This window comes from Okeania sp. SIO2C2 (assembly GCF_010692625.1).
In the GTDB taxonomy this organism is placed as follows: Bacteria; Cyanobacteriota; Cyanobacteriia; order Cyanobacteriales; family Microcoleaceae; genus Okeania; species Okeania hirsuta.
This window is the reverse complement of sequence record NZ_JAAHGM010000045.1, coordinates 1-20,541: the sequence shown is the minus strand read 5'-3', so window position 1 is coordinate 20,541 and position 20,541 is coordinate 1. Positions and strand designations below refer to the sequence as shown.

At 35.2% G+C, this 20,541-nt stretch carries 20 protein-coding genes and 1 pseudogene; 12 read left to right on the top strand and 9 right to left on the bottom strand.

Translation table 11 applies throughout. The features are described 5' to 3' along the window. Window positions 1–484 precede the first annotated feature (484 nt). Window positions 485–967 (bottom strand): CYTH domain-containing protein, encoded by a 483-nt coding sequence (locus F6K18_RS26350; RefSeq protein ID WP_287525239.1) that lies wholly within the window; start codon window positions 965–967, stop codon window positions 485–487. A 33-nt stretch (window positions 968–1,000) separates the two neighbouring features. On the opposite strand from F6K18_RS26350, the gene F6K18_RS26345 reads away from it, so the two are divergent. Further along, window positions 1,001–1,486: a gluconokinase gene (locus F6K18_RS26345; protein WP_287525238.1), complete on the top strand. Its 486-nt coding sequence runs from the start codon at window positions 1,001–1,003 to the stop codon at window positions 1,484–1,486. A gap of 509 nt (window positions 1,487–1,995) precedes the next feature. Here F6K18_RS26345 and F6K18_RS26340 read toward each other — a convergent pair. Then, complete coding sequence (locus F6K18_RS26340; RefSeq protein WP_287525237.1) at window positions 1,996–2,517, bottom strand: DUF937 domain-containing protein; 522 nt, start codon at window positions 2,515–2,517, stop codon at window positions 1,996–1,998. Between the two features lie 130 nt (window positions 2,518–2,647). Continuing rightward, on the bottom strand, window positions 2,648–3,637 hold the full coding sequence (locus tag F6K18_RS26335; RefSeq protein WP_287525236.1) for a carbohydrate kinase: 990 nt from the start codon (window positions 3,635–3,637) through the stop codon (window positions 2,648–2,650). Between the two features lie 237 nt (window positions 3,638–3,874). Between F6K18_RS26335 and F6K18_RS26330 the strand changes: the two genes are divergently transcribed. The 4 genes from F6K18_RS26330 (at window position 3,875) to F6K18_RS26315 (ending at window position 7,443) form a co-directional block, all read left to right on the top strand. Further along, window positions 3,875–4,180, top strand: coding sequence for a response regulator transcription factor (locus F6K18_RS26330; protein WP_287525235.1), 306 nt, complete (start codon window positions 3,875–3,877; stop codon window positions 4,178–4,180). An 8-nt stretch (window positions 4,181–4,188) separates the two neighbouring features. Next, window positions 4,189–4,494 carry a hypothetical protein gene (locus F6K18_RS26325; protein WP_124154799.1) on the top strand — a complete coding sequence of 102 codons (306 nt, stop codon included), beginning with the start codon at window positions 4,189–4,191 and terminating at the stop codon, window positions 4,492–4,494. 643 nt (window positions 4,495–5,137) lie between these two features. Beyond that, window positions 5,138–5,458 carry a hypothetical protein gene (locus F6K18_RS26320; protein WP_287525234.1) on the top strand — a complete coding sequence of 107 codons (321 nt, stop codon included), beginning with the start codon at window positions 5,138–5,140 and terminating at the stop codon, window positions 5,456–5,458. A gap of 524 nt (window positions 5,459–5,982) precedes the next feature. Continuing rightward, complete coding sequence (locus F6K18_RS26315; RefSeq protein WP_287525233.1) at window positions 5,983–7,443, top strand: hypothetical protein; 1,461 nt, start codon at window positions 5,983–5,985, stop codon at window positions 7,441–7,443. 331 nt (window positions 7,444–7,774) lie between these two features. Here the strand turns inward: F6K18_RS26315 and F6K18_RS26310 are convergent, their stop codons facing one another. Continuing rightward, window positions 7,775–7,987 (bottom strand): hypothetical protein, encoded by a 213-nt coding sequence (locus F6K18_RS26310; RefSeq protein WP_287525232.1) that lies wholly within the window; start codon window positions 7,985–7,987, stop codon window positions 7,775–7,777. A gap of 69 nt (window positions 7,988–8,056) precedes the next feature. Between F6K18_RS26310 and F6K18_RS26305 the strand changes: the two genes are divergently transcribed. The 4 genes and pseudogenes from F6K18_RS26305 to uvrB all read left to right on the top strand — a co-directional run bounded on the left by F6K18_RS26305 (window position 8,057) and on the right by uvrB (window position 13,445). Beyond that, window positions 8,057–8,179, top strand: coding sequence for a hypothetical protein (locus tag F6K18_RS26305; protein ID WP_287525231.1), 123 nt, complete (start codon window positions 8,057–8,059; stop codon window positions 8,177–8,179). A gap of 412 nt (window positions 8,180–8,591) precedes the next feature. Continuing rightward, window positions 8,592–9,437 (top strand): hypothetical protein, encoded by an 846-nt coding sequence (locus F6K18_RS26300; protein ID WP_287525230.1) that lies wholly within the window; start codon window positions 8,592–8,594, stop codon window positions 9,435–9,437. A gap of 437 nt (window positions 9,438–9,874) precedes the next feature. Further along, window positions 9,875–10,183, top strand: a pseudogene (locus F6K18_RS26295) (DEAD/DEAH box helicase family protein); the annotation flags it as partial. 1,261 nt (window positions 10,184–11,444) lie between these two features. Further along, a complete protein-coding gene (gene uvrB / locus F6K18_RS26290; protein ID WP_287525264.1) occupies window positions 11,445–13,445 on the top strand; it encodes an excinuclease ABC subunit UvrB in 2,001 nt (666 codons plus the stop codon). A gap of 391 nt (window positions 13,446–13,836) precedes the next feature. Here the strand turns inward: uvrB and F6K18_RS36880 are convergent, their stop codons facing one another. Next, on the bottom strand, window positions 13,837–14,118 hold the full coding sequence (locus F6K18_RS36880; RefSeq protein WP_353735178.1) for a DUF1036 domain-containing protein: 282 nt from the start codon (window positions 14,116–14,118) through the stop codon (window positions 13,837–13,839). A gap of 390 nt (window positions 14,119–14,508) precedes the next feature. On the opposite strand from F6K18_RS36880, the gene F6K18_RS26280 reads away from it, so the two are divergent. From F6K18_RS26280 to F6K18_RS26270, 3 genes are all read left to right on the top strand, one after another. Then, window positions 14,509–15,624, top strand: coding sequence for a CU044_2847 family protein (locus F6K18_RS26280; protein WP_353735177.1), 1,116 nt, complete (start codon window positions 14,509–14,511; stop codon window positions 15,622–15,624). Between the two features lie 194 nt (window positions 15,625–15,818). Continuing rightward, window positions 15,819–15,971, top strand: coding sequence for a hypothetical protein (locus F6K18_RS26275; protein WP_192901087.1), 153 nt, complete (start codon window positions 15,819–15,821; stop codon window positions 15,969–15,971). Between the two features lie 12 nt (window positions 15,972–15,983). Continuing rightward, window positions 15,984–16,442 carry a hypothetical protein gene (locus F6K18_RS26270; protein ID WP_287525229.1) on the top strand — a complete coding sequence of 153 codons (459 nt, stop codon included), beginning with the start codon at window positions 15,984–15,986 and terminating at the stop codon, window positions 16,440–16,442. A 656-nt stretch (window positions 16,443–17,098) separates the two neighbouring features. Here F6K18_RS26270 and hypB read toward each other — a convergent pair. The 4 genes from hypB to F6K18_RS26250 form a co-directional block, all read right to left on the bottom strand. Continuing rightward, complete coding sequence (hypB, locus tag F6K18_RS26265; protein WP_287279655.1) at window positions 17,099–17,950, bottom strand: hydrogenase nickel incorporation protein HypB; 852 nt, start codon at window positions 17,948–17,950, stop codon at window positions 17,099–17,101. 412 nt (window positions 17,951–18,362) lie between these two features. Further along, window positions 18,363–19,178, bottom strand: a complete 816-nt coding sequence (locus F6K18_RS26260) for an Rpn family recombination-promoting nuclease/putative transposase (protein ID WP_287525263.1) — start codon at window positions 19,176–19,178, stop codon at window positions 18,363–18,365. A 154-nt stretch (window positions 19,179–19,332) separates the two neighbouring features. Then, complete coding sequence (locus F6K18_RS26255) at window positions 19,333–19,485, bottom strand: hypothetical protein (RefSeq protein WP_287525228.1); 153 nt, start codon at window positions 19,483–19,485, stop codon at window positions 19,333–19,335. Window positions 19,486–19,668: 183 nt separating this feature from the next. Then, entirely contained in the window at window positions 19,669–20,292 is a 624-nt protein-coding gene (locus tag F6K18_RS26250; RefSeq protein ID WP_287525227.1) for a hypothetical protein, read from the bottom strand. Window positions 20,293–20,541 lie beyond the last annotated feature (249 nt).

Below are 20,541 nucleotides of genomic sequence, written 5' to 3'. Positions count from 1 at the left end.
TATAAAGTTGGGGAAATATCTAGCGCCATATAAGGTTTTTCCTTCTCTTAAAGCTTCTTCCTTCTTCCTTCTTGCTTCTTCCTTACCTTGCTCTATACAATACCGATGCTACCGGACATGATATAAGAAATTCAAAATAAGATGCGTTTGCCCTGGTCTCTACCTAAAGAAAATAATATATAGCAACTGCCAAGTTGATGTTTGACAATTAGAGCATCTTGCTCGCGTCATAAATCATCATAATTAGAGTTTGCTGATTAACTATCAAAGCATTGACAGATAAAGATTTTATCCTTCTGAGATTCCCAAGGGGTGCGCTTATTTTAGTCTAAAACGTTCAAAAAGTTAGCATTTTAGGCAAATCAGGCACAGAAAAATTGAGGGACAAAACTTAGCTCCTACCTCCTGTAAATTCCCATTTCTCCTGTCTCCTGTCTCCTGTCTCCTGTCTCCTACCTCTACTAAAAGACTTATTCAGCAAACCCTAATTATTAATTATTGAAGACCAATTTTTCCAAGGATTTTTCGATAAATTAGAATTAGTATATCTCTTATCGTGAGATACTTCTTCTCCTATCCAATCTGGCAATTCAACTTCTTGATTTTCATTATAAAGTTCAACTTCAGCCACAATTAAACCTTGATTATCTCCAGCAAACTCATCAACTTCCCAAATAAAATTACCATGAGAAACCTTATATCTAACCTTTTCAATTAAGGGCGAATTACACAAAGTATTCAACATTTCTTGAGCATCTTCAACTGGAATAGAATACTCATATTCTGACCGTGAATTACCCACAGAAGGTCCTTTAATAGTTAAATAGCCTTGGTCCCCCGCAATTCTTGCCCTTAATGTTATACCATCTTCCGTAGACATATAACCTTGACGATAAACTTTTCCAACAGCTTGATTACGCCACCCGTTGCCTTTAACTAAAAACTTACGTTCTATTTCTATTGCCATTTTAATATTTAAGAACTTTTGAGAATTAATACAATGATTATTATCATAATGGGAGTTTCTGGTTCTGGTAAATCTACTATTGGAAAATTATTAGCAAAATCTCTAGGTTATGAATTTTATGACGCTGATTCTTTTCACTCCCAAGCTAATATAAAAAAAATGAGTAGTGGTAATCCTTTAAATGATGCAGACCGAATTCCTTGGTTAGTAGAAATGAGAAATGCAATTGAGCAATGGTTAGAGAATAATAAAAATATTATATTAGCCTGTTCTGCTCTGAAAAAAGCTTATCGTCATCTACTGATAAAAGACTCACAAAATATTAAACTTGTCTACTTAAAAGGGTCTTTTGATTTGTTTGCCCAAAGACTAAAGGAACGAGAAAATCATTTTATGAAAGTTGAAATGTTAAGAAGTCAATTTGACGATCTTGAAGAACCAGAAGAAGGGATAATAATAGATATAGATGCTGTAAAATCTCCCGAAGATATTATCAATTCTATTAGGAATAATTTGTAGAAATTTTTATTTATATAGGTAGTGAAGTCGGGGAAAGGCAGGGGGTAGAGGATAGGAAATTCAGGGATATAGAAAACTATCTAAAAAAAAGTATTTGGAGAGCAAAATTGTTTGAATATTTGCGTAACCATTCTACCTCCAAATATTTGTTTTTTTCTCCCTGATGGAAAAAGCTTTAAAGTCTTTTTGCAACTTATTTATCCCCAGCTCAAAAAGCTGATAGCTGAATGCTAAAAGCTAATAGCTAGTTAACTTGTCTATCTGTATCTACAGTCAACCCCGATCGAGATATTATTCTATGCAACTTAGAAATAAATTTGATAAAATTACTGCCTTGAATAGTTTAGTAAAAGTAGTAATATTATCTTTTCTTTCACAGATTTAATACCTTACCGTCAACAGGAGTCCTTAAAATTATTTGGGGTTTTAATCCCCATGCAATTTTTCCTTCTGCCTTCTGCCTTCTGCCTTCTTCCTTCTTCAATCACCTAAAACCTAACACTTTTCCTTTACTTCAAAAAACGACTTGCCATCCCCATCATATCTGAAATATCAACATCCCCATCTCCATCAGCATCCAAAAAGCTATTTAAAACATTATTAGATGCCTGATTAGGATTTTGAGTGTCATTACCCGTTTTCAATAAATTCAGAATTAGTGGCACTAAAGTAGGCAATAAATTCTGGATTTGTGAGAGGTCAAAACCTGTTTTTTCAGATATACTCTGAACAATTCCAGTAATTTGATTAGCTGAAAATAGAGATTCAACAGCTTGGGGATTAGGATCTGTACCTGCAAACTGATTGATAATTGCTTGAACTGCTCCATTACCAGACTCTTCTCGCTTCTGCTGTAAAGCTGAACGTACATAACCACTCAACATTGACATAGCAACTTGAGTTGCACCAGAATCTCCTCCGAGATTGCCGCTTAGTTGCTGCACTGTACCAAGAATACTACTCAATTGACTCGTACTAGCTTCTTGATTAGGGTTATTAATAGCACCAACAATTTGATCGAAAAGTCCCATTATTTTTAAACTGTGATAATTTATTTGACAACGAGCTTCAGAAAGGCCAATAACCTCTACTGAAACTGTGATAATTTATTTGACAACGAGCTTCAGAAAGGCCAATAACCTCTACTGAAGTCGTCTTTAATTATCTATCTTTGTTACCCAAATAGCTACTAAAAAATGCCTCAACTTCATCTACAGTAGGTTGAGCAGACATCGCTCCTTTTTTAGTAGCGCTTAAAGCACCCACCGCACTAGCATAAGTAACAATCTTTTTTGCTACCCCTGGTTGCTGTAGTTGACGGATACCATATTGACGCAACTGATGTACAAAACCTGCGACAAAGCTATCACCAGCACCAGTAGTATCCACCACATCTATTGAAAAAGCTGGTACTTTCCCTTCATTTTCTGACAAGTAGTAAGCACAACCTAAATCGCCAGCAGTTATCAATGTGCCTTCCACTGAATTTAATTGGTAAGTAATTGCAGCAGGTTCGGTAGATTCAAATAACCATTCAGCTTCTTCTATAGAGAGTTTGACAAAATCCACTCTTTTTAGTAAAGAATATATAAGCTCTTTAGCTTCATCTGGATTCGGCCAAAATGAAGGACGCCAGTTGACATCTACCATGATTTTGAGATGGTATTGGTCAGCCAATTCAAGAGCTTGGTAAATTGCTTGTCTAGTTTCAGGGTAAGCTAGTCCAAGGGTTCCTAATATTAAAAACTCACCATTTAAAAATAAAGATTCTGGCAAAAGTTCAGCTTGTAAATGGGTATCAGCAAATTCTGTTGTCTGGCGATCGCCAAAACCAACAAATTCACGTTCCCCTGTTGTAGAGTGTAAGACATAGACCTTTCGTGTTGGTGCGTCAGAATTTTGCTGGATACCAGTAGTATCTACTCCAACTTCTTGCAAAAATTTTACCAGTGTTTTGCCTTCTGTATCTTGACCTATTGCACTAATTAGAGCAGTAGGAGTCCCTAGTTTGACTAAACCACAAGCAACATTGGCCAGGGCACCACCAGGGTAGATTGTCCAAGATTGAACTTGATTTAGAGGTATTCCGGGTCTGTCGGCCAAACAATCAAATAAAATTTCACCGAGACAGAGAACATGAAGATGGGTCATATTGATTAGAGTATCTCAAGTTATATATAGGTAGGGAAATTCGGAATATTTTAGTGGTGATTAAAATCTAAGGTATATTTAAAATCAATAATTTTTTTTGAAAAAACATAATTAACTAATTTTATCCTCCCTCAGCTTTTTCATACTTTTCCCACTTATAGATTGTCATTAAGGTGAATTTTGTCAAGATGTCTCTAAAATTATAATTAGGCAGATATACATATATAGACAAAAGTTATGACTGGTTGCGAGTCTCAAACCAAAATATCCCTTTCAGAAAGGGAACTTCAAGTTGTGGAGCTAGTGGCAGATGGGTTGACTAATGAAAAAATCGCCGAGAAGCTAGAAATTAGTAAGCGAACGGTAGATAATCATATCAGTAATATTCTGAGTAAGACTTCAACCCATAATCGAGTAGAACTGGTTCGTTGGGCTTTGCAGTGGGGCAAAGTATGTTTAGATAGTATCAACTGTTGTAATTTACCAGATACAACGGAACAATTTGTAGATCATAGCTTAGAGGGCGATATATTGGGAAGGTAAATATCAAGATGCAGACTGCGAAACAAAAACAACAACGTTATCAAATTAGCTGTCAAGGACTACCACTAGCAGTATATCGAGAAGTAGCAGCTCATTTGCGTCAAGTCGGCAAAGTAGAAGTGGACTTATTTTTTCTTCCTGTCTCAGAACCATTTGACTATGAAAAAAGCCAAATAGGAAGTCTGTGCTTAGAGTATACAGAAGATGCTGAAGATGCTGTCCGTCAAAAAGTAGACCAAATATTGGCCTATTATCAATCTAAATTCGGGCCTTGGGAAGCCAATCAAATTGCAGGTAATGGTGAGGGAGATTAGTCATTGCTCAAATATCAAATATTAGGGACTAATGACTGTCCCCTCTCTCCATTTTTTTAGTAATTATTGTTCTAATATCTGGCATTAAAGTTACTCTATGAATATCAAACAAAAGTCTTAATTTTTACTAATAAACTCTATTTTCAACAATAACAAAAAGAGCTATAGCAATTTCCAAGAAGCGTGAGGTACAAAATTCCTGTGTTTTAGGGAGTAGGGAGTAGGGAATAGAAAAACAACTGTATCTCAGTAACTTGAGAAACGCTATATGTTAGTATGTAGTGATTATTTGTAGTAAATTAGTTATTATGTCTAAATCATAAATTACCTAATTTTATTATTTTTGGCTCTAGTAAATCAGGCTCTACTTCCCTTTGTAACTATCTTGTTCAGCATCCAGATATTTTTATTAGTAAAAAGAAAGAACCTAATTTTTTCTTGTATGATGAAGGTAGGATTATAACTAATCAAAAAGGAAAGATTACAGTTTATACTATAGATTGGTACAAGTATTGGTTTAGAAAAGCACAAGAGAAAGCTATTGGATAAGCTTCTGTATCTTACATAGCTAATGAACAAGCTCCTATTAGTAATTAAATCAAGATTACCTGATGTTAAATTAATTGCTTGATTACGCGTTCCTGTGTCTCGTGTCTATTCTGATTATTTATTTAATCAAAGAAACAATAAACACGAAGGTGAAAAATCTTTGTTAAAAGCAATAGAAGCTGACCAAAAGCAAGGATATCCCGAGCAATATTTTGAAAAAGGGTTGTACTACTATTACCTAAAAAAATATTTTGATATATTTGACCGTCAAAATACTAAACTTTTCTTATTTGAAGATTTTACCTCAGATCCTCTAAAGGTTGTCAAGGATATATTTACATTTTTAAATGTAGACAGTAGCTTTGTACCTCAAAGATGCTTCTTCAGGAATCCCAAAAAATCAGACTATTTATAATTTTATTTATAAAGATAATTTCCTTAGAAAAGCTTGACGTCCAATTATGAGAACTTTATTTCCTAACCGTGAAAAAAGAAGAGCATTGTGGACAAATCTAATAAGTCGAAATTTATCTCGGCCTCCTCTACCCTCAGAAATGAGAAAAGTCATATTCGAGATGTATAAACCTGATATCATAAAATTACAAAAACTAATAGACCGAGATTTGTCAAAATTGTTGTCTTAATTTAAGCAATTGTAAGTAATACTTTTACCAATTATTCATTAAGTAGAACATAGTAATTTTTGGGCACTATGTATCAAATTGTAAATTAGCTCAAAAGTTTATATTAATTGCTTTTAGGAGTTTTTTGATTAAAAATGCAACGTCTTTTTTTTGCCTGCTCTATTTATCTATTAGTAATTATTGAATACTATATTGCTCTTACACTAGCTTTGTTTAGAATTGACTGATATCGAGAGATAAGCAGAATTATTATAATTCTCAATTAATTAACTATTGAAACATCAGAGATGTTACTATGCCACCAATACCATCTTATTTAATCCCTCTAGTAATTGTTTTAGTAATTGTTCCATCTGTAGTTGCTATCTTATTAAGAATTGTACTTCATTTTGACTTAGTAAATCAAGGAAATAAAGTTAGAAGACTAATTAATCAGCAGTCAGTAAATAAGCCAAGATTTATCGAATATTTAGAGGGCAGATTTACAGATGCAAGTAGTAAACTAGAGCAAGTTAATACAGGAGCATTAATAGACCAAGTTTATAGTAGACAAAGATTATTTGGATTAATATCTTATGAACAAATAGAATATTTATGTCGAATTTTACCTAATCTACTGGTGTCTTTTGGATTATTAGGTACTTTTATCGGCATTACCATTAACTTGACTTCTTTAAGTCAAACAGTTAGTGATACTAATGCTACTGATGTTAGTAGTTTGCTCAGGGAATTACAAGTACCATTACAAGGCATGGGAATTGCCTTTACTAGCAGCTTAGTAGCAATATTATTTAGTGCAGTAGTTACATCAGTTAATTTCATTTTTAATACTAGCCTTGCCAAAACTAGATTAATCAGTTCAATAGAAGACTATTTAGATAACATTTACTTACAAACAATAGAAGGTCAAACTCAGCTTGATAAAGTAGTAAAAGCTGTTGCTTATTCTTTTGAAGGATTTTTAACAAGATTTGGTCAAACAGTCAGAGTAGGAGTAGAGTCAGCTCTGCAAGATAAAATTCAAGAAATTCATAATGCTAATACTACTACCAGTAAATTAGCAGAACAGACTTTTGTGCGATTAGGAGAAGCTGCTGCTACAGTGGCAAAAAGTTCTAAAGATTTTCAGATAGCAGGGGATAGATTTCTAGAAATAGCACAGATATTTGAACATAGTCAATTTCCGCAAAAGTTAGCTAATTCAACAGCACAATTAGCCAATATTCAAAGTAATTTTTCTCAATCAACTTCGACTCTAGCTACTGCTGTTCAAGCAATAGAAATAGTAGTAATTGAACTACAGGGATATAGTAAGAGACTAGCAAAATTTGGAGAACAAATTACCAGTAATAATCAAACTTCATTAAAACTATTAGAATCTCATCAAAGTAATCAAAAATCTTTAGCTGAGATGATTCGACAATTACAAGAAGCATCACAAGGTTTTCAATTAGCAGTGGGAACTCTGGATAGTTTACAAAGAAGAGTAGTATCTAAAGCAGATAATTTAGATGAAGTACAAATTCAACTAAAAACTTTAGCAAATGCCTTGAATAATTCTACAGATGGTATTAGTCAGAGCATTAAATCTTTAGGAGACCAAATAGGGAAAGGTATGAGTAATCAAGCTAATCTGAATAATTCCCATTTAAGCGTCATCGCCACAAATTTACAGGAATATATCAATCAAATGCAAGAAACTAAAAATGAAATTTATCGGTTGACACATACTATCGATAAATTAGCAAATAAATAGGTGTGACAGCTCGCTGCTTCAAACCTTCTCTTGGCAAGCTCAAGACTTTTAAGTACCCCTTTTTTTTACCGAATAATTAAGGTTTAAAGCCTCTCCTTTAAAGGAGAAACAAGAAAAAAATTTTCCTTTTATTCAATCCTCTTCCTTTTAGGGAGAGGTAATTATCAATTATCCATTATCAATTATCAATTATTGAAATAAGTTATCTACAAATAGAACTATTGCCAAAGTAAAAAATAAATCTTTTTTTATCATTTTCTTTGTGGGTTTAATACCCCACCGTCAACGGGGGTGTTCAAAATTACTTGGGGGAGCGAATCCCCATGTAATATTAAATCCGGATAATTAATATACCTAAGTCATTGCGACTGGAACGGAGTGGAAGGTTTGCGCAGCATTCCGTAAGGAAAGCAATCTCCGCGCACTCCTGAGATTGCTTCCTGTCGTCGCAATGACGAATGTTCAACCGGATTTTATATAATTTTCCTCCTGTCTCCTGTCTCCTGTCTCCTGTCTCCTTCTTCAACCCTTGTTTATTAAGCATCTCTATACATTAGACATCTCCAGAAAAGAGGCAACAGGCAATAGCTCATCTGGCAACAGGGAGCAATAATTGATAATTGGTGGTGGTGCATATAATGGTAAAGGAAGTGTGGGGAGATGGGGACCCACCCCTAACCCCTCCGGTGGAGGGGAATTTTGGGAGATGGGGGGATCGGGAGTGTGGGAAAAATAAAAAAATATATATCCTCACCAAAACCCATGCAGGACTACCTGATAATTTATGGATAAGAATTGATTTGATTTTTGATTTTTACCAGATGTCTATTTATGTTTTCTGCTATGTTTTCCCTGTTCTCTGTTCCCTGCTCCCTCACAGGAGTGCGCATTCCCTCTCTTGGTCGATGGTCGGACAGCGAGGAGACCCACTCTTGACAGAGTCGCTGCCTCTTTCCTCCTCCCGAGGAGCTTTCCTATGGTCATGCTGCGCAAACGCTAACACTTTACATGTTGCGGAGCAAAACGCCATCCCTCGACCGCTTGCGACTGTAGTCGTCGCGGGGTCGCACTGCTGTTCCCTGCTCCCGACTTTTGCCAGGAGTCTAATATATTTAATAATTTGATTATTAATAGGAATTAAAATAATTATGCGTCATCGTTCACGACTTATTGAAGATAATCGCGACCTAGAAATTTGGCCTGCATTTACAGACTTAATGTCTAACTCTTTTATGATATTAAGTTTATTATTGCTATTAGCTATTATTAAATCTCTGTTTATAGAGTCAATTTCTGATGCCAACGAAAATCGCGCCCTACAACTGCAACAAGAAATTACTAATTTACAAAATCAAATTCAACAAAAGACTGGTGAAGTAACAGGATTACAAGGACAAATTGGTAACTTACAAAATCAAGTAACAAAATTACAAGGATTAGTAACTACCTCTGAAAATGAACTAGAGCAAAAGTCAAATAGAGTCACACAACTAGAAACAGAAATTGAAAAATTGAAGTCTCCACCTGTGATAGTAATTAGAGATTCTAAGTCTCGAAGATTTGAATCAGGAAGTGCGGAAATATCGGGAGATTTAAAAAGTTTTATTGAGGGAGATTTAATCAAACAAATAGAGGATTTTGCTAAGGAATATAAAGGTTATGTTGTTGAAGTAATAGGTCATACTGATGGTCAAGTAAATCAGAGAAGTGGAAGTAATTTAGATACTCAGTTAGAACAAGTTGCTAAGGGTAATGAATCTGTTAATAGTTTAGTACCAGGTTCAAATGCAGATTTAGGTTTGATGCGTGCTTTATCTGTTGTACAAGAACTTCAAAAAAACCCTCGTTTGAAAGAATTGGGGTTAAAATTTCGAGCTTATTCTGCAGCACAATTATATAACCCTGGGGGAGATTTTGCGGGGGCAAATCGTAATCCAAATCAGAGCAGACGTCGGATAGAAGTTCGGTTTACTCCTAGTGCGGTTGAGAGGTAGGTTAAAGTTGAAAGCAAGATTTTTAGCACAGATGTAATTGTAGATTTATGAACACGGAACCAAAACCGATGTATGAATGGAGGGACATCAACTGGCGAAAATTGGATAAGTTTACCGAATATAGTGGCATTAATCCTAAGGACTCGTGCAAAAATAACCTGAACAGTTTTTTTGATAGAAGCTATATTTCACAATTTATCCCAGATAAAATTTGTACAACTTATTTTTACATGGCTCCTAAGTTTGAAATTAAAATATACAATTGAGAATAATAGAGTTGTTGGGAAATAAGAATTGAACAATGCTCAAAAGCTTATATAGTAAGCTTTTAAGGAGTTTAGGCCTCAAAAACGCTATAAACTTTGACTAATAAGGGTTTTAGCCATTTTTTTCGCTTAATTCCCAACAACTCTAATATAAATACTGCTAAAATTATTATGGCAAAATTTTGTTTGCAAGCTCCCTTTAAACCTACTGGTGACCAACCTGGAGCGATCGCTCAATTAACTGTTAATATTCAAGCTGGACATAAATTTCAAACATTACTAGGAGCTACAGGTACTGGTAAAACTTTTTCCATAGCTTCTGTGATAGAAAATGTTGGCAGACCGACATTAGTATTGGCTCATAATAAAACATTAGCTGCTCAATTATGTAATGAGTTAAGGGATTTTTTCCCTGATAATTCTGTGGAATATTTTATTAGTTATTACTACTATTATCAACCGGAAGCTTATCTACCAGTAGATTTGGTTCTTGTTCCAGCAAGTCATTAATCAGAGAATAGGCAAAATTTGGGGCCTAGCTATGGGTGATTCTGTATTTATCGATTAAATCCGGGTGTGGTCAAAAGTAGTTGATAGAGCAGAGGATAAATTTTGTCCAAACCTTGCGTTTTGTGGTTGGCTTTCTCAGCAACTTGGATCTAACGGCGTTCCGTTATAATTCCGCGTACTAACGCCGCAAAACAGTTCTACATACTAATATGTTGTCTGAAACATGTATTCCCACCATTATGCCGTTGTCATTACAAACATGTCTGCCATCTCGCTGCGTACCATAGTCTAAAAAGGGCTGACTGAGGACTAGTGTTGAATCTGTAAAATTTATTGGAGCGCACGCCAGTAAATTTTTGCTTACGTGCAGCCCCCGCATTCCATATCCACTGGGGCAGATGTGTATTCTCTTCCCATCCCTTTGGAATTGTTTCCGTGATATATCAAGCCCACTAACAACTATGTCGTCGAGAAATGTTTGATTAAACGAGGCCAAGGGGGGATTAAGACATACAAATTCATTTCGTCGAACATGTAAGCCCTGCATGTAGGCGGATTCTCCACATATATGCATCCCTCGGTACTGCGTACTTCTATCGAGAAAATCTCTTGGTTGTGCAAGGCTGTATTTGCCGCCAGACATCAACACTGGTAGCAAACAGATGCTTCCTATAACTATTTTGAGTGAATTCTTGATGCTTTTGCCAAATATGACTCCCTTTCTCCTGCCGTTGCAATGATTGAATTATATCCGCTAGCCTGTGCTGCTAGAGCGTCAGACGACATATCCCGTTGCGTTAGTAGCTTAAGTCTTCTCCTATCCCCAATATCAGTACTAGACAAAATCTCATCTTTTATCAAGCTCTATGGAAATTTTTGTAGTGACTTTATTATAAAATTGCCACAAAAATGTATTTATTCATCAGGACTTACGCAAATGTACTATCTTATAGATCTATAGAGTTCAAAATATTGCGAAATAGTTTTAACTCTATATGTAGAGTCTCTGCGTAAGTCCTATTCAGACAAAAAAATAGTGGAAAATTTCTCCCACGCCCAAAGTGCATAATTCTCAAAAACATATCCCTGTAAACTACCCTCCCCATACTCTACTTTTTCAGCTACAATTTAGGATTTTATTGTAGGAGTTTGGAGGCCAAACTCCAGCAAAAACTGGGACTTAGAAATCGAACCCCCACAGTTTTTTTGATTAAAATTATTTATTATGATTATGGAAAAATTTTGTTTGCAAGCTCCTTTTAAAGCTACTGGTGACCAACCTGGAGCGATCGCTCAATTAACTGTTAATATTCAAGCTAGGCATAATTTTCAAACATTACTAGGAGCTACAGGTACTGGTAAAACTTTTTCCATAGCTTCTGTGATAGAAAAAGCAGGCAGACCGACATTAGTTTTAGCTCATAATAAAACTTTAGCGGCTCAATTGTGTAATGAGTTGCGTGATTTTTTTCCCAATAATGCGGTTGAGTATTTTGTTAGTTATTACGATTATTATCAACCAGAAGCTTATATTCCTGTCACTGATACATATATAGAAAAAACTGCTTCTATTAATGATGAAATTGATATGTTGCGTCACTCGGCAACTCGGTCACTTTTTGAACGGCGAGATGTAATTGTTGTGGCTTCTATTAGTTGTATTTATGGTTTAGGAATGCCTGCTGAATATTTAAAAGCTGCGATTAAGTTACAAGTGGGAGAAGAAATTAATCAACGACAAATTTTAAGAGATTTAGCGACAGTTCAATATACTAGAAATGATTTAGATTTAGGTCGAGGAAAATTTAGAGTTAAGGGCGATGTTTTGGAAATCGGACCTGCTTATGAGGATAGAATTATTCGGGTAGAATTTTTTGGGGATGAAATAGATGCTATTCGTTATATTGACCCTGTAACTGGAAATATTCTCCAAAGTTTAGAGTCTTTAAATGTATATCCAGCGCGTCACTTTGTTACTCCTGAAGAAAGATTAGAAGCAGCTTGTGATGATATTGAAGCAGAATTAGAAGAGCAATTAGAGGAATTAGAAAAAGCAGGAAAATTGTTAGAAGCTCAACGTTTGGAACAGCGTACCAGATATGATTTAGAAATGTTGCGAGAGGTGGGATATTGTAATGGAGTAGAAAATTATTCTCGGCATTTAGCAGGTAGAAAAGCAGGGGAACCACCAGAATGTTTGATTGATTATTTTCCGAAAGATTGGTTATTAATTATTGATGAATCCCATGTGACTGTTCCGCAAATTCGAGGAATGTATAATGGTGACCAAGCTAGAAAAAAAGTTTTAATTGAACATGGGTTTCGTTTACCTAGTGCTGCAGATAATCGACCTTTGAAGTCTGAGGAATTTTGGCAAAAGGTTAATCAATGTATTTTGGTTTCTGCTACTCCTGGAGATTGGGAGATAGAAAAGTCTGAGGATAGAATTGTTGAGCAAATTATTCGTCCGACTGGTGTTGTTGACCCGGAAATTTTTGTGCGTCCGACTGAAGGTCAGGTTGACGATTTATTAGGAGAAATTAGGGAAAGGGTTAAGCTGGAAGAGAGGGTTTTAATTACTACTTTAACTAAGCGGATGGCTGAAGATTTGACTGAATATTTGCAGGAGCAAAATGTGAAGGTACGTTATTTGCATTCGGAGATTAATTCTATTCAGAGAATTGAGATTTTGCAGGGGTTGAGAGAGGGAGAATTTGATGTGTTAATTGGAGTGAATTTGTTAAGGGAAGGTTTGGATTTACCGGAGGTTTCTTTAGTAGCTATTTTAGATGCTGATAAAGAGGGATTTTTACGGGCGGAACGTTCATTAATTCAGACTATTGGTAGAGCAGCGCGTCATGTCCGGGGTCAGGCTATTTTATATGCGGATAATTTGACGGATAGTATGATTAAAGCTATAGATGAAACGGAGAGAAGGCGAGGAATTCAGTTGGCATATAATAGGATGAATAATATTACACCGAAGCCTATTGTAAAAAAACAAAGTAATGCAATTTTGGCATTTTTGGATGTGTCGCGCCGTTTAAATTATCAACAGTTGGAAGAGGTGTATGAACAGGTGGATGAGTTATCTTTAGAGGAGCTACCAGAGTGGATTAAAAAGTTAGAAACTCAGATGAAAGAAGCAGCAAAAAAATTAGAATTTGAAGAGGCAGCTAAATTGCGTGATCGCATTAAATATTTGCGGGATAAATTAGTTGGTAATTCTTGAAATTTATTCAAAAAACTGTTGTTTCATCCCCTAGTCTCCAAATTTCCCCAAGGTTGATCGATTAAACTGCAAGGGTTTTGAACCTAATAAATCCTATAATCGTGCACTTTTTTAGCCAAATAATCCTTGAAACCAGGATTTAGAAAGAGCTATTGTTGCTACGTCATCGACAAAAAATCAAGATCATAAATTTGGTTTGTCAAATAATATTATTTATTATGATAACTGGTGATGTATTAACACAAATAACTTATAAACGATGTAGCTCAAATATAATCACAGAATAAGATTTTATTTCAGATATATTGACTCAAAGTATTGAAAGAAAAGAATATGATTGAAAAAGAAGATATATGATGTTAAAAAGTTGATACAATATGCGTTTTTTTTCTCAATCAAAATTCCAAATATTTGTACCGGGTGAAACAGAAAATTTACTCATACTTACTCTTTTTTGATTGCTCCCGCTACAACTTACTTTATCACTTTCAGAAATTGTGAACTTGTCAACTGCATTTATACAAAAAGAGTATTTTCCGCTTCCCCATTCATGTTCGCACTGGTTGTAGTTCCTATAGACATAAACATTACCCTGATAGTTTTGATCGATGGTAATTTTACTACATTTTCCTGATTCAATACCATACCAACCTCTTGATAGAAAACCCTTCAATAGAAACTTCAGAACAATTTATTGAATGTTCTCAGAACAAAGAACGCAACATTAGATATCTCCAAAATAGAAAATAAGGCAAAATTATCAAAATCATTTATGTATGTGATCGCCAAAATGAATCCAACTTTAGAATAGACTTATAATCATCTACTCATAAACAACAAGAATTATTGGTATTACTACAGCCTTTTTTGCCTCTTTTTTGTTCCTAAATTCCGATATTCCCTAGCAAAACTTCTCTGCTTCATCTATTTTAGATTTATAAATGCGATATTCGCCTTTTCCTAAAAATTAAAATGCTTGTTTGATGAGTTATTCTAAATTCAGAAAACAAATTACTGTGATGTGCTTGAATAGAGTAGCAGTTAAATTCAGGAATCAACATACATGGCCACCAGACTAATTAAACTGGAAGATGGGATTTTGGTTGAAGCTGAAGTTCCAGATAATGAAGCAAAGCCGATTTCTACTAATGTTGTTAAAGATGTTAAATCTAGTTTTGCACAAGTTAAACCTATATTAGTTAGTATTAGTCGTCCTATTGCTGAAGCTTGGCAAGAAATTAATCAAGATATGGAAATTGAACAAGCTGAAGTGGAAGTAGGTTTTAATTTCGAGGGGGAAGGTAATCTTTATATTACGAAAGGAAAACCAGATGCAAATTTAAAGGTGAAGTTAGTGTTGAAACCAATTGCACCAAAACCATTTGATGTAATAACAGTAAATAGCAAAGGTGAAGAAATTAATCGTAGTTCCCATCAAGCAGTATTTTTTACTGAAGATTTGGGTAAAGGTGTAATGTTGGAAATGGTTTCTATTCCTGGGGGTAGTTTTGTTATGGGTTCCCCAGAAAATGAAGTAGAAACAGATAATTGTGAAACTCCCCAACATGAAGTTACTCTGCAACCTTTTTATATAAGTAAATACCCTATTACTCAAGACCAATATCAAGCTATTATGGGTAAAAATCCCTCTCACTTTAAAGGAGGAAAGCGCCCTGTAGAAACTGTAACATGGCACGATGCTACAAAATTTTGTCAAAAGTTATCCAAAAAAATTGGGAAAACCTACAAACTACCCAGTGAGAGTCAGTGGGAATATGCTTGTCGCGCTGGTACAACCACACCCTTTTATTTTGGGGAAACTATAACGACCGATTTAGTTAACTATAATGGTAACTATACTTATGGCGATACCCCTAAAGGTGAATATCGAGGGGAGACAACCGATGTGGGAACTTTTCCTCCTAATGCTTTTGGTTTATATGATATGCACGGGAATGTGTGGGAATGGTGTCAGGATATTAGACACGATAATTATGAAGGTGCCCCTAATGATGGTAGTGCTTGGGAAACTGGAGGAGATAGTAAGATACGAGTACTGCGTGGTGGGTATTGGGAAGATGAACCTGGGAATTGTCGGAGTGCCTTCCGTCTCTGGGGGGATGCCGACTTCTGCAACAATAACAGAGGTTTCCGTGTGGTTTATTTGCCTGGTGTATAGTTTCTTAGTTTCGGAGTCTAAGATTTTTTCCTTCTTAGGATTGAAAGTTACTCGCGCTCATCCTCAATCTATCAGGAAAGGATTTGTTTAGAGCAATTTTGTCAGCTACAACCCCTGTTGTTATTTGGACAAGAACTGATATTGAGCGTTGGGAAAAAGTAAATTTGATTGATGAGATATTAACTTTTTAACCATTGTGTTATTTATGTGAATCAATTAGACAAATTCGAGAAAAAGCTGATGCTCAAACCGAGGAGCATTTAGGTTTTCATTTAGCTATTCTTTGGGAAAATCCCTATCGTTTAACTCCTGATATAATGGTTGAATTAATTACACCTGGGCAATAAAACAGTTATCATTTGAGGAGTCAGGAGGACCGAGTCAGGAGGGAAGAAAGAAGCAAGAAGAAAGAAGAAGAGGAGGAAAAGGAGAAAGAAGAAAGAAGAAAGAAGAAAGAAGAAAGAAGAAAGAAGAAGAGGAGGAAAAGGAGAAAGAAGAAAGAAGAAAGAAGAAAGAAGAAAGAAGAAGAGGAGGAAAAGGAGAAAGAAGAAAGAAGAAAGAAGAAAGAAGAAGAGGAGGAAAAGGAGAAAGTTTTTTTGATCACGCTCTTATCCGGGGTGCATCTCATATTTGCAAAAATACTTTTTTCCTATATATTCCCTATTCCCTATTCCCTGTTACCTGTTGCCTTTCGGAGCTATTGCCTAAAAGCGATAAATTTTTGGCTTTATTCTTGCATTGAGATGCACCCCTTATCCGGACATGATATTACTGGAAATTTTCCCGAGGTAACAAAAAAGCAGATGCAGTTATTATAGTTCGGGTTTTCTCTAGAAAATTGGGCGTTGCTGAAATGTAATGGTAAGTAGCTGAAGGTAAAATTGAAAAACTTATGTTTTGCGTTAATACTTAATCTAAAAATCATTACCACTCAGCAACGCCGAAAATTGAATCTTAATTTTCCGTTAATTATTCTCACTAATAATGGCCCTACTACAAACAAAAAACCCCAACGTTATAGTTATTGAATTGATGTTTTATTCATCTGTTGTACAAGAGTTTTGAGATGGAGTGAGAAGAGCGATCGCCTCCTTCTAGGAATAGACAAATCAAAAAACCCCAACGTTATAGTTATTTGATTATCGAGTTAAAAGAGCGATCGCCTCCTTCCAGGAATAGACAAATCAAAAAACCCTAACGTTATAGTTATGTGATTGATGTTTTATTCATCTATTGTACAAGAGTTCTGAGATTGATTGAGAAAGTCGAAACAGCTTAACCCAATTATGGGTGTTATTTTAGCGTAATACCTTGTTAATATTTATAGACAAATGGATGAAATAGTTATCTTTTTTAAGTACAATTTTATAAAATTTACACCAAAAGCCTGAGAGGAGCAAGAAATACAGCGATTCATAACTCTGGCGAGCGAGTCTTCGTCTTCTTTCTCCTCTGTTTCCTTTCCTTATTTTCTCTAAGAAATAATTTGATTTTTCAACCACTCATACCAATCATTTAAACCTTCCCCACTTGTGGCAGAAACCTGGAAAATCTTAATATTAGGATTTACCTGTTTTGCATATTCAATACAACGATTAACGTCAAATTGTACATAAGGTAATAAATCAATTTTCGTCAAAATCATTACCTGACTTTCTCGAAACATATAGGGATATTTAATCGGTTTATCTTCTCCTTCGGTAACTGATAGAATTGCTACCTTACAATTTTCTCCTAAATCAAATAGAGCAGGGCAAACTAAATTCCCCACATTTTCAATCATCAAAATTGAATCTAAAGGAGGGTTTAATTCTGTATAACCTTTTTCTACCATTGCCGCTTCCAAGTGACAGCCTTTACCAGTATTAATTTGCACTACTTTACAACCAGTTTGGCGAATTTTTTCTGCATCATTAATAGTTTCTTGGTCTCCTTCTATAACACTAAAAGTCAATTCAGATTTTAAATCATTAATAGTTCGAGTTAATAAAGTTGTTTTGCCAGAACCAGGAGAACTAACTAAATTTAAAGCCAGAATATTTCGACCTTTAAACCAGCCTCGGTTTTGGGCAGCTATCAGGTCATTTTTCTGTAAAATTTTCTGTTCTAAACTAATAGTAGTTTGGTGCATTTTAGCATGAACTTCTGCCGTTTCCTGATGATTATGTTCAGGAGTATAATTATCAGAATGAGTATGAGTAATAATAGTTCCATCTGGGAGAGTATGAGTATGGGAATGATGCTTATCTACTGTCATTTTTTCTCCTGTTTGAGAATTAGTAATAGTAATTTCATTATTACCGGAACAACCACAAGTTACACACATAATTTTTCTTTCTCCATTTCTTTGATTTTTTGTTTTTGAGATTTGATTATAAGTAGGTCATTTCAGTTATCAGTTATCAGTTATCAGTACCTCCGACTTAACTCGGAGGCTTGAAATACTGAGTTATACCAAATCCGCATAGAATAAAAGGTGTATACATATAGTTAACACCTTTTATTCTATGCGGATTTGATATTAAACATTTTTTTCATCCTCTTAAAAGGGGAGGCTTTGGACCTCATTTTTTGGTAAGTGGGAAAATTTACAAGTACGTCATTGCGACTGTAACAAAGTGGAAGGTTTGCGGAGCATTCCGGAACGGATAGCAATCTCAAGGGTTGAGACTGCACCAAAATTTGGTTATATAGTGAAGTTTATTCGCGTCTACCTACTTAATTAAATTAAAAAAAATTTAATCTCTATGTTCAGTCAATTTTGCTAATCTTCTAACTTCCTCTAAAGGCAAATCTAAATATTCAGCAATAGTCTCTAAAGTTAAACCTAAACGAATCATCTTAGATACAGATTTTAAGTGGGCTTTTTCTTTGCCTTCAGCTTCGCCTTTAGCTTCACCTTTAGCTTCACCTTCAGCTAAAGCTTCTTGATAAACTTTAGTTTTTTTCAATTCACTTAAACCTAACATTGCTTCAATCTCCTTTCTGGTTTTTTGGGGTAACTTATAAACAATAATTGTTTCCATCAGGTGAATTAAATCTTGTTGAATTTTTGGCTCAATAATTTCCTCTTTGGTTTGAGAAATTAAAGATTTAGCCAAATTAATCGCTTGAGTTTCTGGCTCAATTACCAGTTTAACAACTCCAACCCCTAACGAACTACTTACAGTTTTTTCCAATTCATCTAAATAAATCCGTTGGACTTGATTTGAGGCTAAAATATTGCCAAAGTGCTGATTTTGTTCCCTTTCGATATTACGACTGGGATAAATAACAACTACTTGCCAAGGATTGGGGGGTTGATATTGTCGTAAAAAGAGAAATAATTCGGCAAATAGACGATAATAGAGATTATCATCAGGTTGAAATTGGACTTCAACAAGGTAAAAAGGTTTATTAGGGTTTTTGTCAGTTGGTAGGAATAAACCATCTAAACGAAAAGATAATTGTTTGACTTCACGGGAGGTAAATTCATAAGTTTGAGTATTGGTATTGGGGTGGTTAATTAGTTCAAAGAAAATTCTCGGAAAGTTGAGAAAGATTTGATAGAAAATACTGTCTGTTTTTACAATATTTATAGTTTAGTAGCAATAGAAATACTTTACTATATAGTTAATGTTTATTTTGTTATTTGTCAGTCATTTGAGCAAAATGTTCCATTAACATTCGGTGGATTAAGATGTAGCCACCACCTACTTTTTGGATAAACTATGAAGCTTCTGCCTCAATCCAACCTTTGACCATTTCAATAGGAATCCCAATAGGACCAAATAATACTTTCAATGCTTCGATTCCTCCTTCCCTGAAAGCGTTAATTAGTCTGTCTTTGAATGTAGGATTCTGCTTGATTTCTTGTTGCAAAGTTACAGCTAAAGCACTCTGTTTTTCAATTTCTGTTGCATTTGGATAACTTTGTTCGAGTTGTTGTAAAAGCTGTTGAATTTGTGCTGCTGCATCTGCTAGGTTTTGCTTTTGTTTGGCAGGATAATTATTAATTATTCCGCCTACATGGTTGGCATAAATTGGTCCGCTTATTCGGTTACCTTAAGATTTGTCAATGCTGATAAATCCTCCAGTAAAACTCCCACTGAATTCATTTTTAGTATATTTCTTGGGGGCATCAGCCATAAATGTATCTCCTTTATTTTGATAAGTTTGTGTATAAAAACTAGGACGCTGTAACGCCGTTACTATCATATTCTCTAAATTATAAATTCTATTATCTTTTTCGGCTAAAAGCGCCTTTACTTCTGTCTCAGCTAAAGCTTTTATTTCGTTATAGGTCTGGAAATATTCAGCACTCAACTGAGAAAGGTTAGCCCCAAGAGCAGTTGCCAGACGCAGTAGAAGATTCTCTCGTCCGCGTTTCTCCATCGCTAAAATTTCTAACTCCGCATCTGGATGATTTTCGGCTAACTGTTTTAGTGAAATGGCAATAGCACGAGGATCGACTCCTTGGTTGTGGTAAAGGTCGAGGGTATCAACTATTGGCTGGATAAAATCGGCAAAGTCTCCATTCTCAAATTCTTCTTGCCAGTTATCGGGTTTCCGGCGAGGGTTGGGGTCGTCTTTTGTGGGTAAGCGCATGAAGATGTAACGACATCTGACTCCATGTAATTTTGTATGTCTAGTAACACCCCAATCTTCTATAGTAATGGACTGTTTCATCTAAAATGGTGCAATAGAATAGTCAGCTAAAAGTGACTATTGGACTCACAAGCGATCGTTAAAAACAGACAACCAAAAACAGGCGATCGTTAAAAATAGATAGCCAAAAACAGGCGATAGCAAAAAACAGACAACCAAAAACAGGCGATCGTTAAAAATAGATAGCCAAAAACAGGCGATAGCAAAAAACAGACAACCAAAAACAGGCGATCGTTAAAAATAGATAGCCAAAAACAAGCGATAGCAAAA

What these genes read in the sequence shown, in the direction of transcription:
- F6K18_RS26335 (WP_287525236.1), bottom strand. Translation starts at nt 3,637, where the DNA reads ATGACCCATCTTCATGTTCTCTGTCTCGGTGAAATTTTATTTGATTGT.
- F6K18_RS26330 (WP_287525235.1), top strand. Translation starts at nt 3,875, where the DNA reads ATGACTGGTTGCGAGTCTCAAACCAAAATATCCCTTTCAGAAAGGGAA.
- F6K18_RS26250 (WP_287525227.1), bottom strand. Translation starts at nt 20,292, where the DNA reads ATGAAACAGTCCATTACTATAGAAGATTGGGGTGTTACTAGACATACA.
- F6K18_RS26315 (WP_287525233.1), top strand. Translation starts at nt 5,983, where the DNA reads ATGCCACCAATACCATCTTATTTAATCCCTCTAGTAATTGTTTTAGTA.
- F6K18_RS26350 (WP_287525239.1), bottom strand. Translation starts at nt 967, where the DNA reads ATGGCAATAGAAATAGAACGTAAGTTTTTAGTTAAAGGCAACGGGTGG.
- uvrB (WP_287525264.1), top strand. Translation starts at nt 11,445, where the DNA reads ATGGAAAAATTTTGTTTGCAAGCTCCTTTTAAAGCTACTGGTGACCAA.
- F6K18_RS26325 (WP_124154799.1), top strand. Translation starts at nt 4,189, where the DNA reads ATGCAGACTGCGAAACAAAAACAACAACGTTATCAAATTAGCTGTCAA.
- hypB (WP_287279655.1), bottom strand. Translation starts at nt 17,950, where the DNA reads ATGTGTGTAACTTGTGGTTGTTCCGGTAATAATGAAATTACTATTACT.
- F6K18_RS26280 (WP_353735177.1), top strand. Translation starts at nt 14,509, where the DNA reads ATGGCCACCAGACTAATTAAACTGGAAGATGGGATTTTGGTTGAAGCT.
- F6K18_RS26310 (WP_287525232.1), bottom strand. Translation starts at nt 7,987, where the DNA reads ATGCTTAATAAACAAGGGTTGAAGAAGGAGACAGGAGACAGGAGACAG.
- F6K18_RS26340 (WP_287525237.1), bottom strand. Translation starts at nt 2,517, where the DNA reads ATGGGACTTTTCGATCAAATTGTTGGTGCTATTAATAACCCTAATCAA.
- F6K18_RS26300 (WP_287525230.1), top strand. Translation starts at nt 8,592, where the DNA reads ATGCGTCATCGTTCACGACTTATTGAAGATAATCGCGACCTAGAAATT.
- F6K18_RS26345 (WP_287525238.1), top strand. Translation starts at nt 1,001, where the DNA reads ATGATTATTATCATAATGGGAGTTTCTGGTTCTGGTAAATCTACTATT.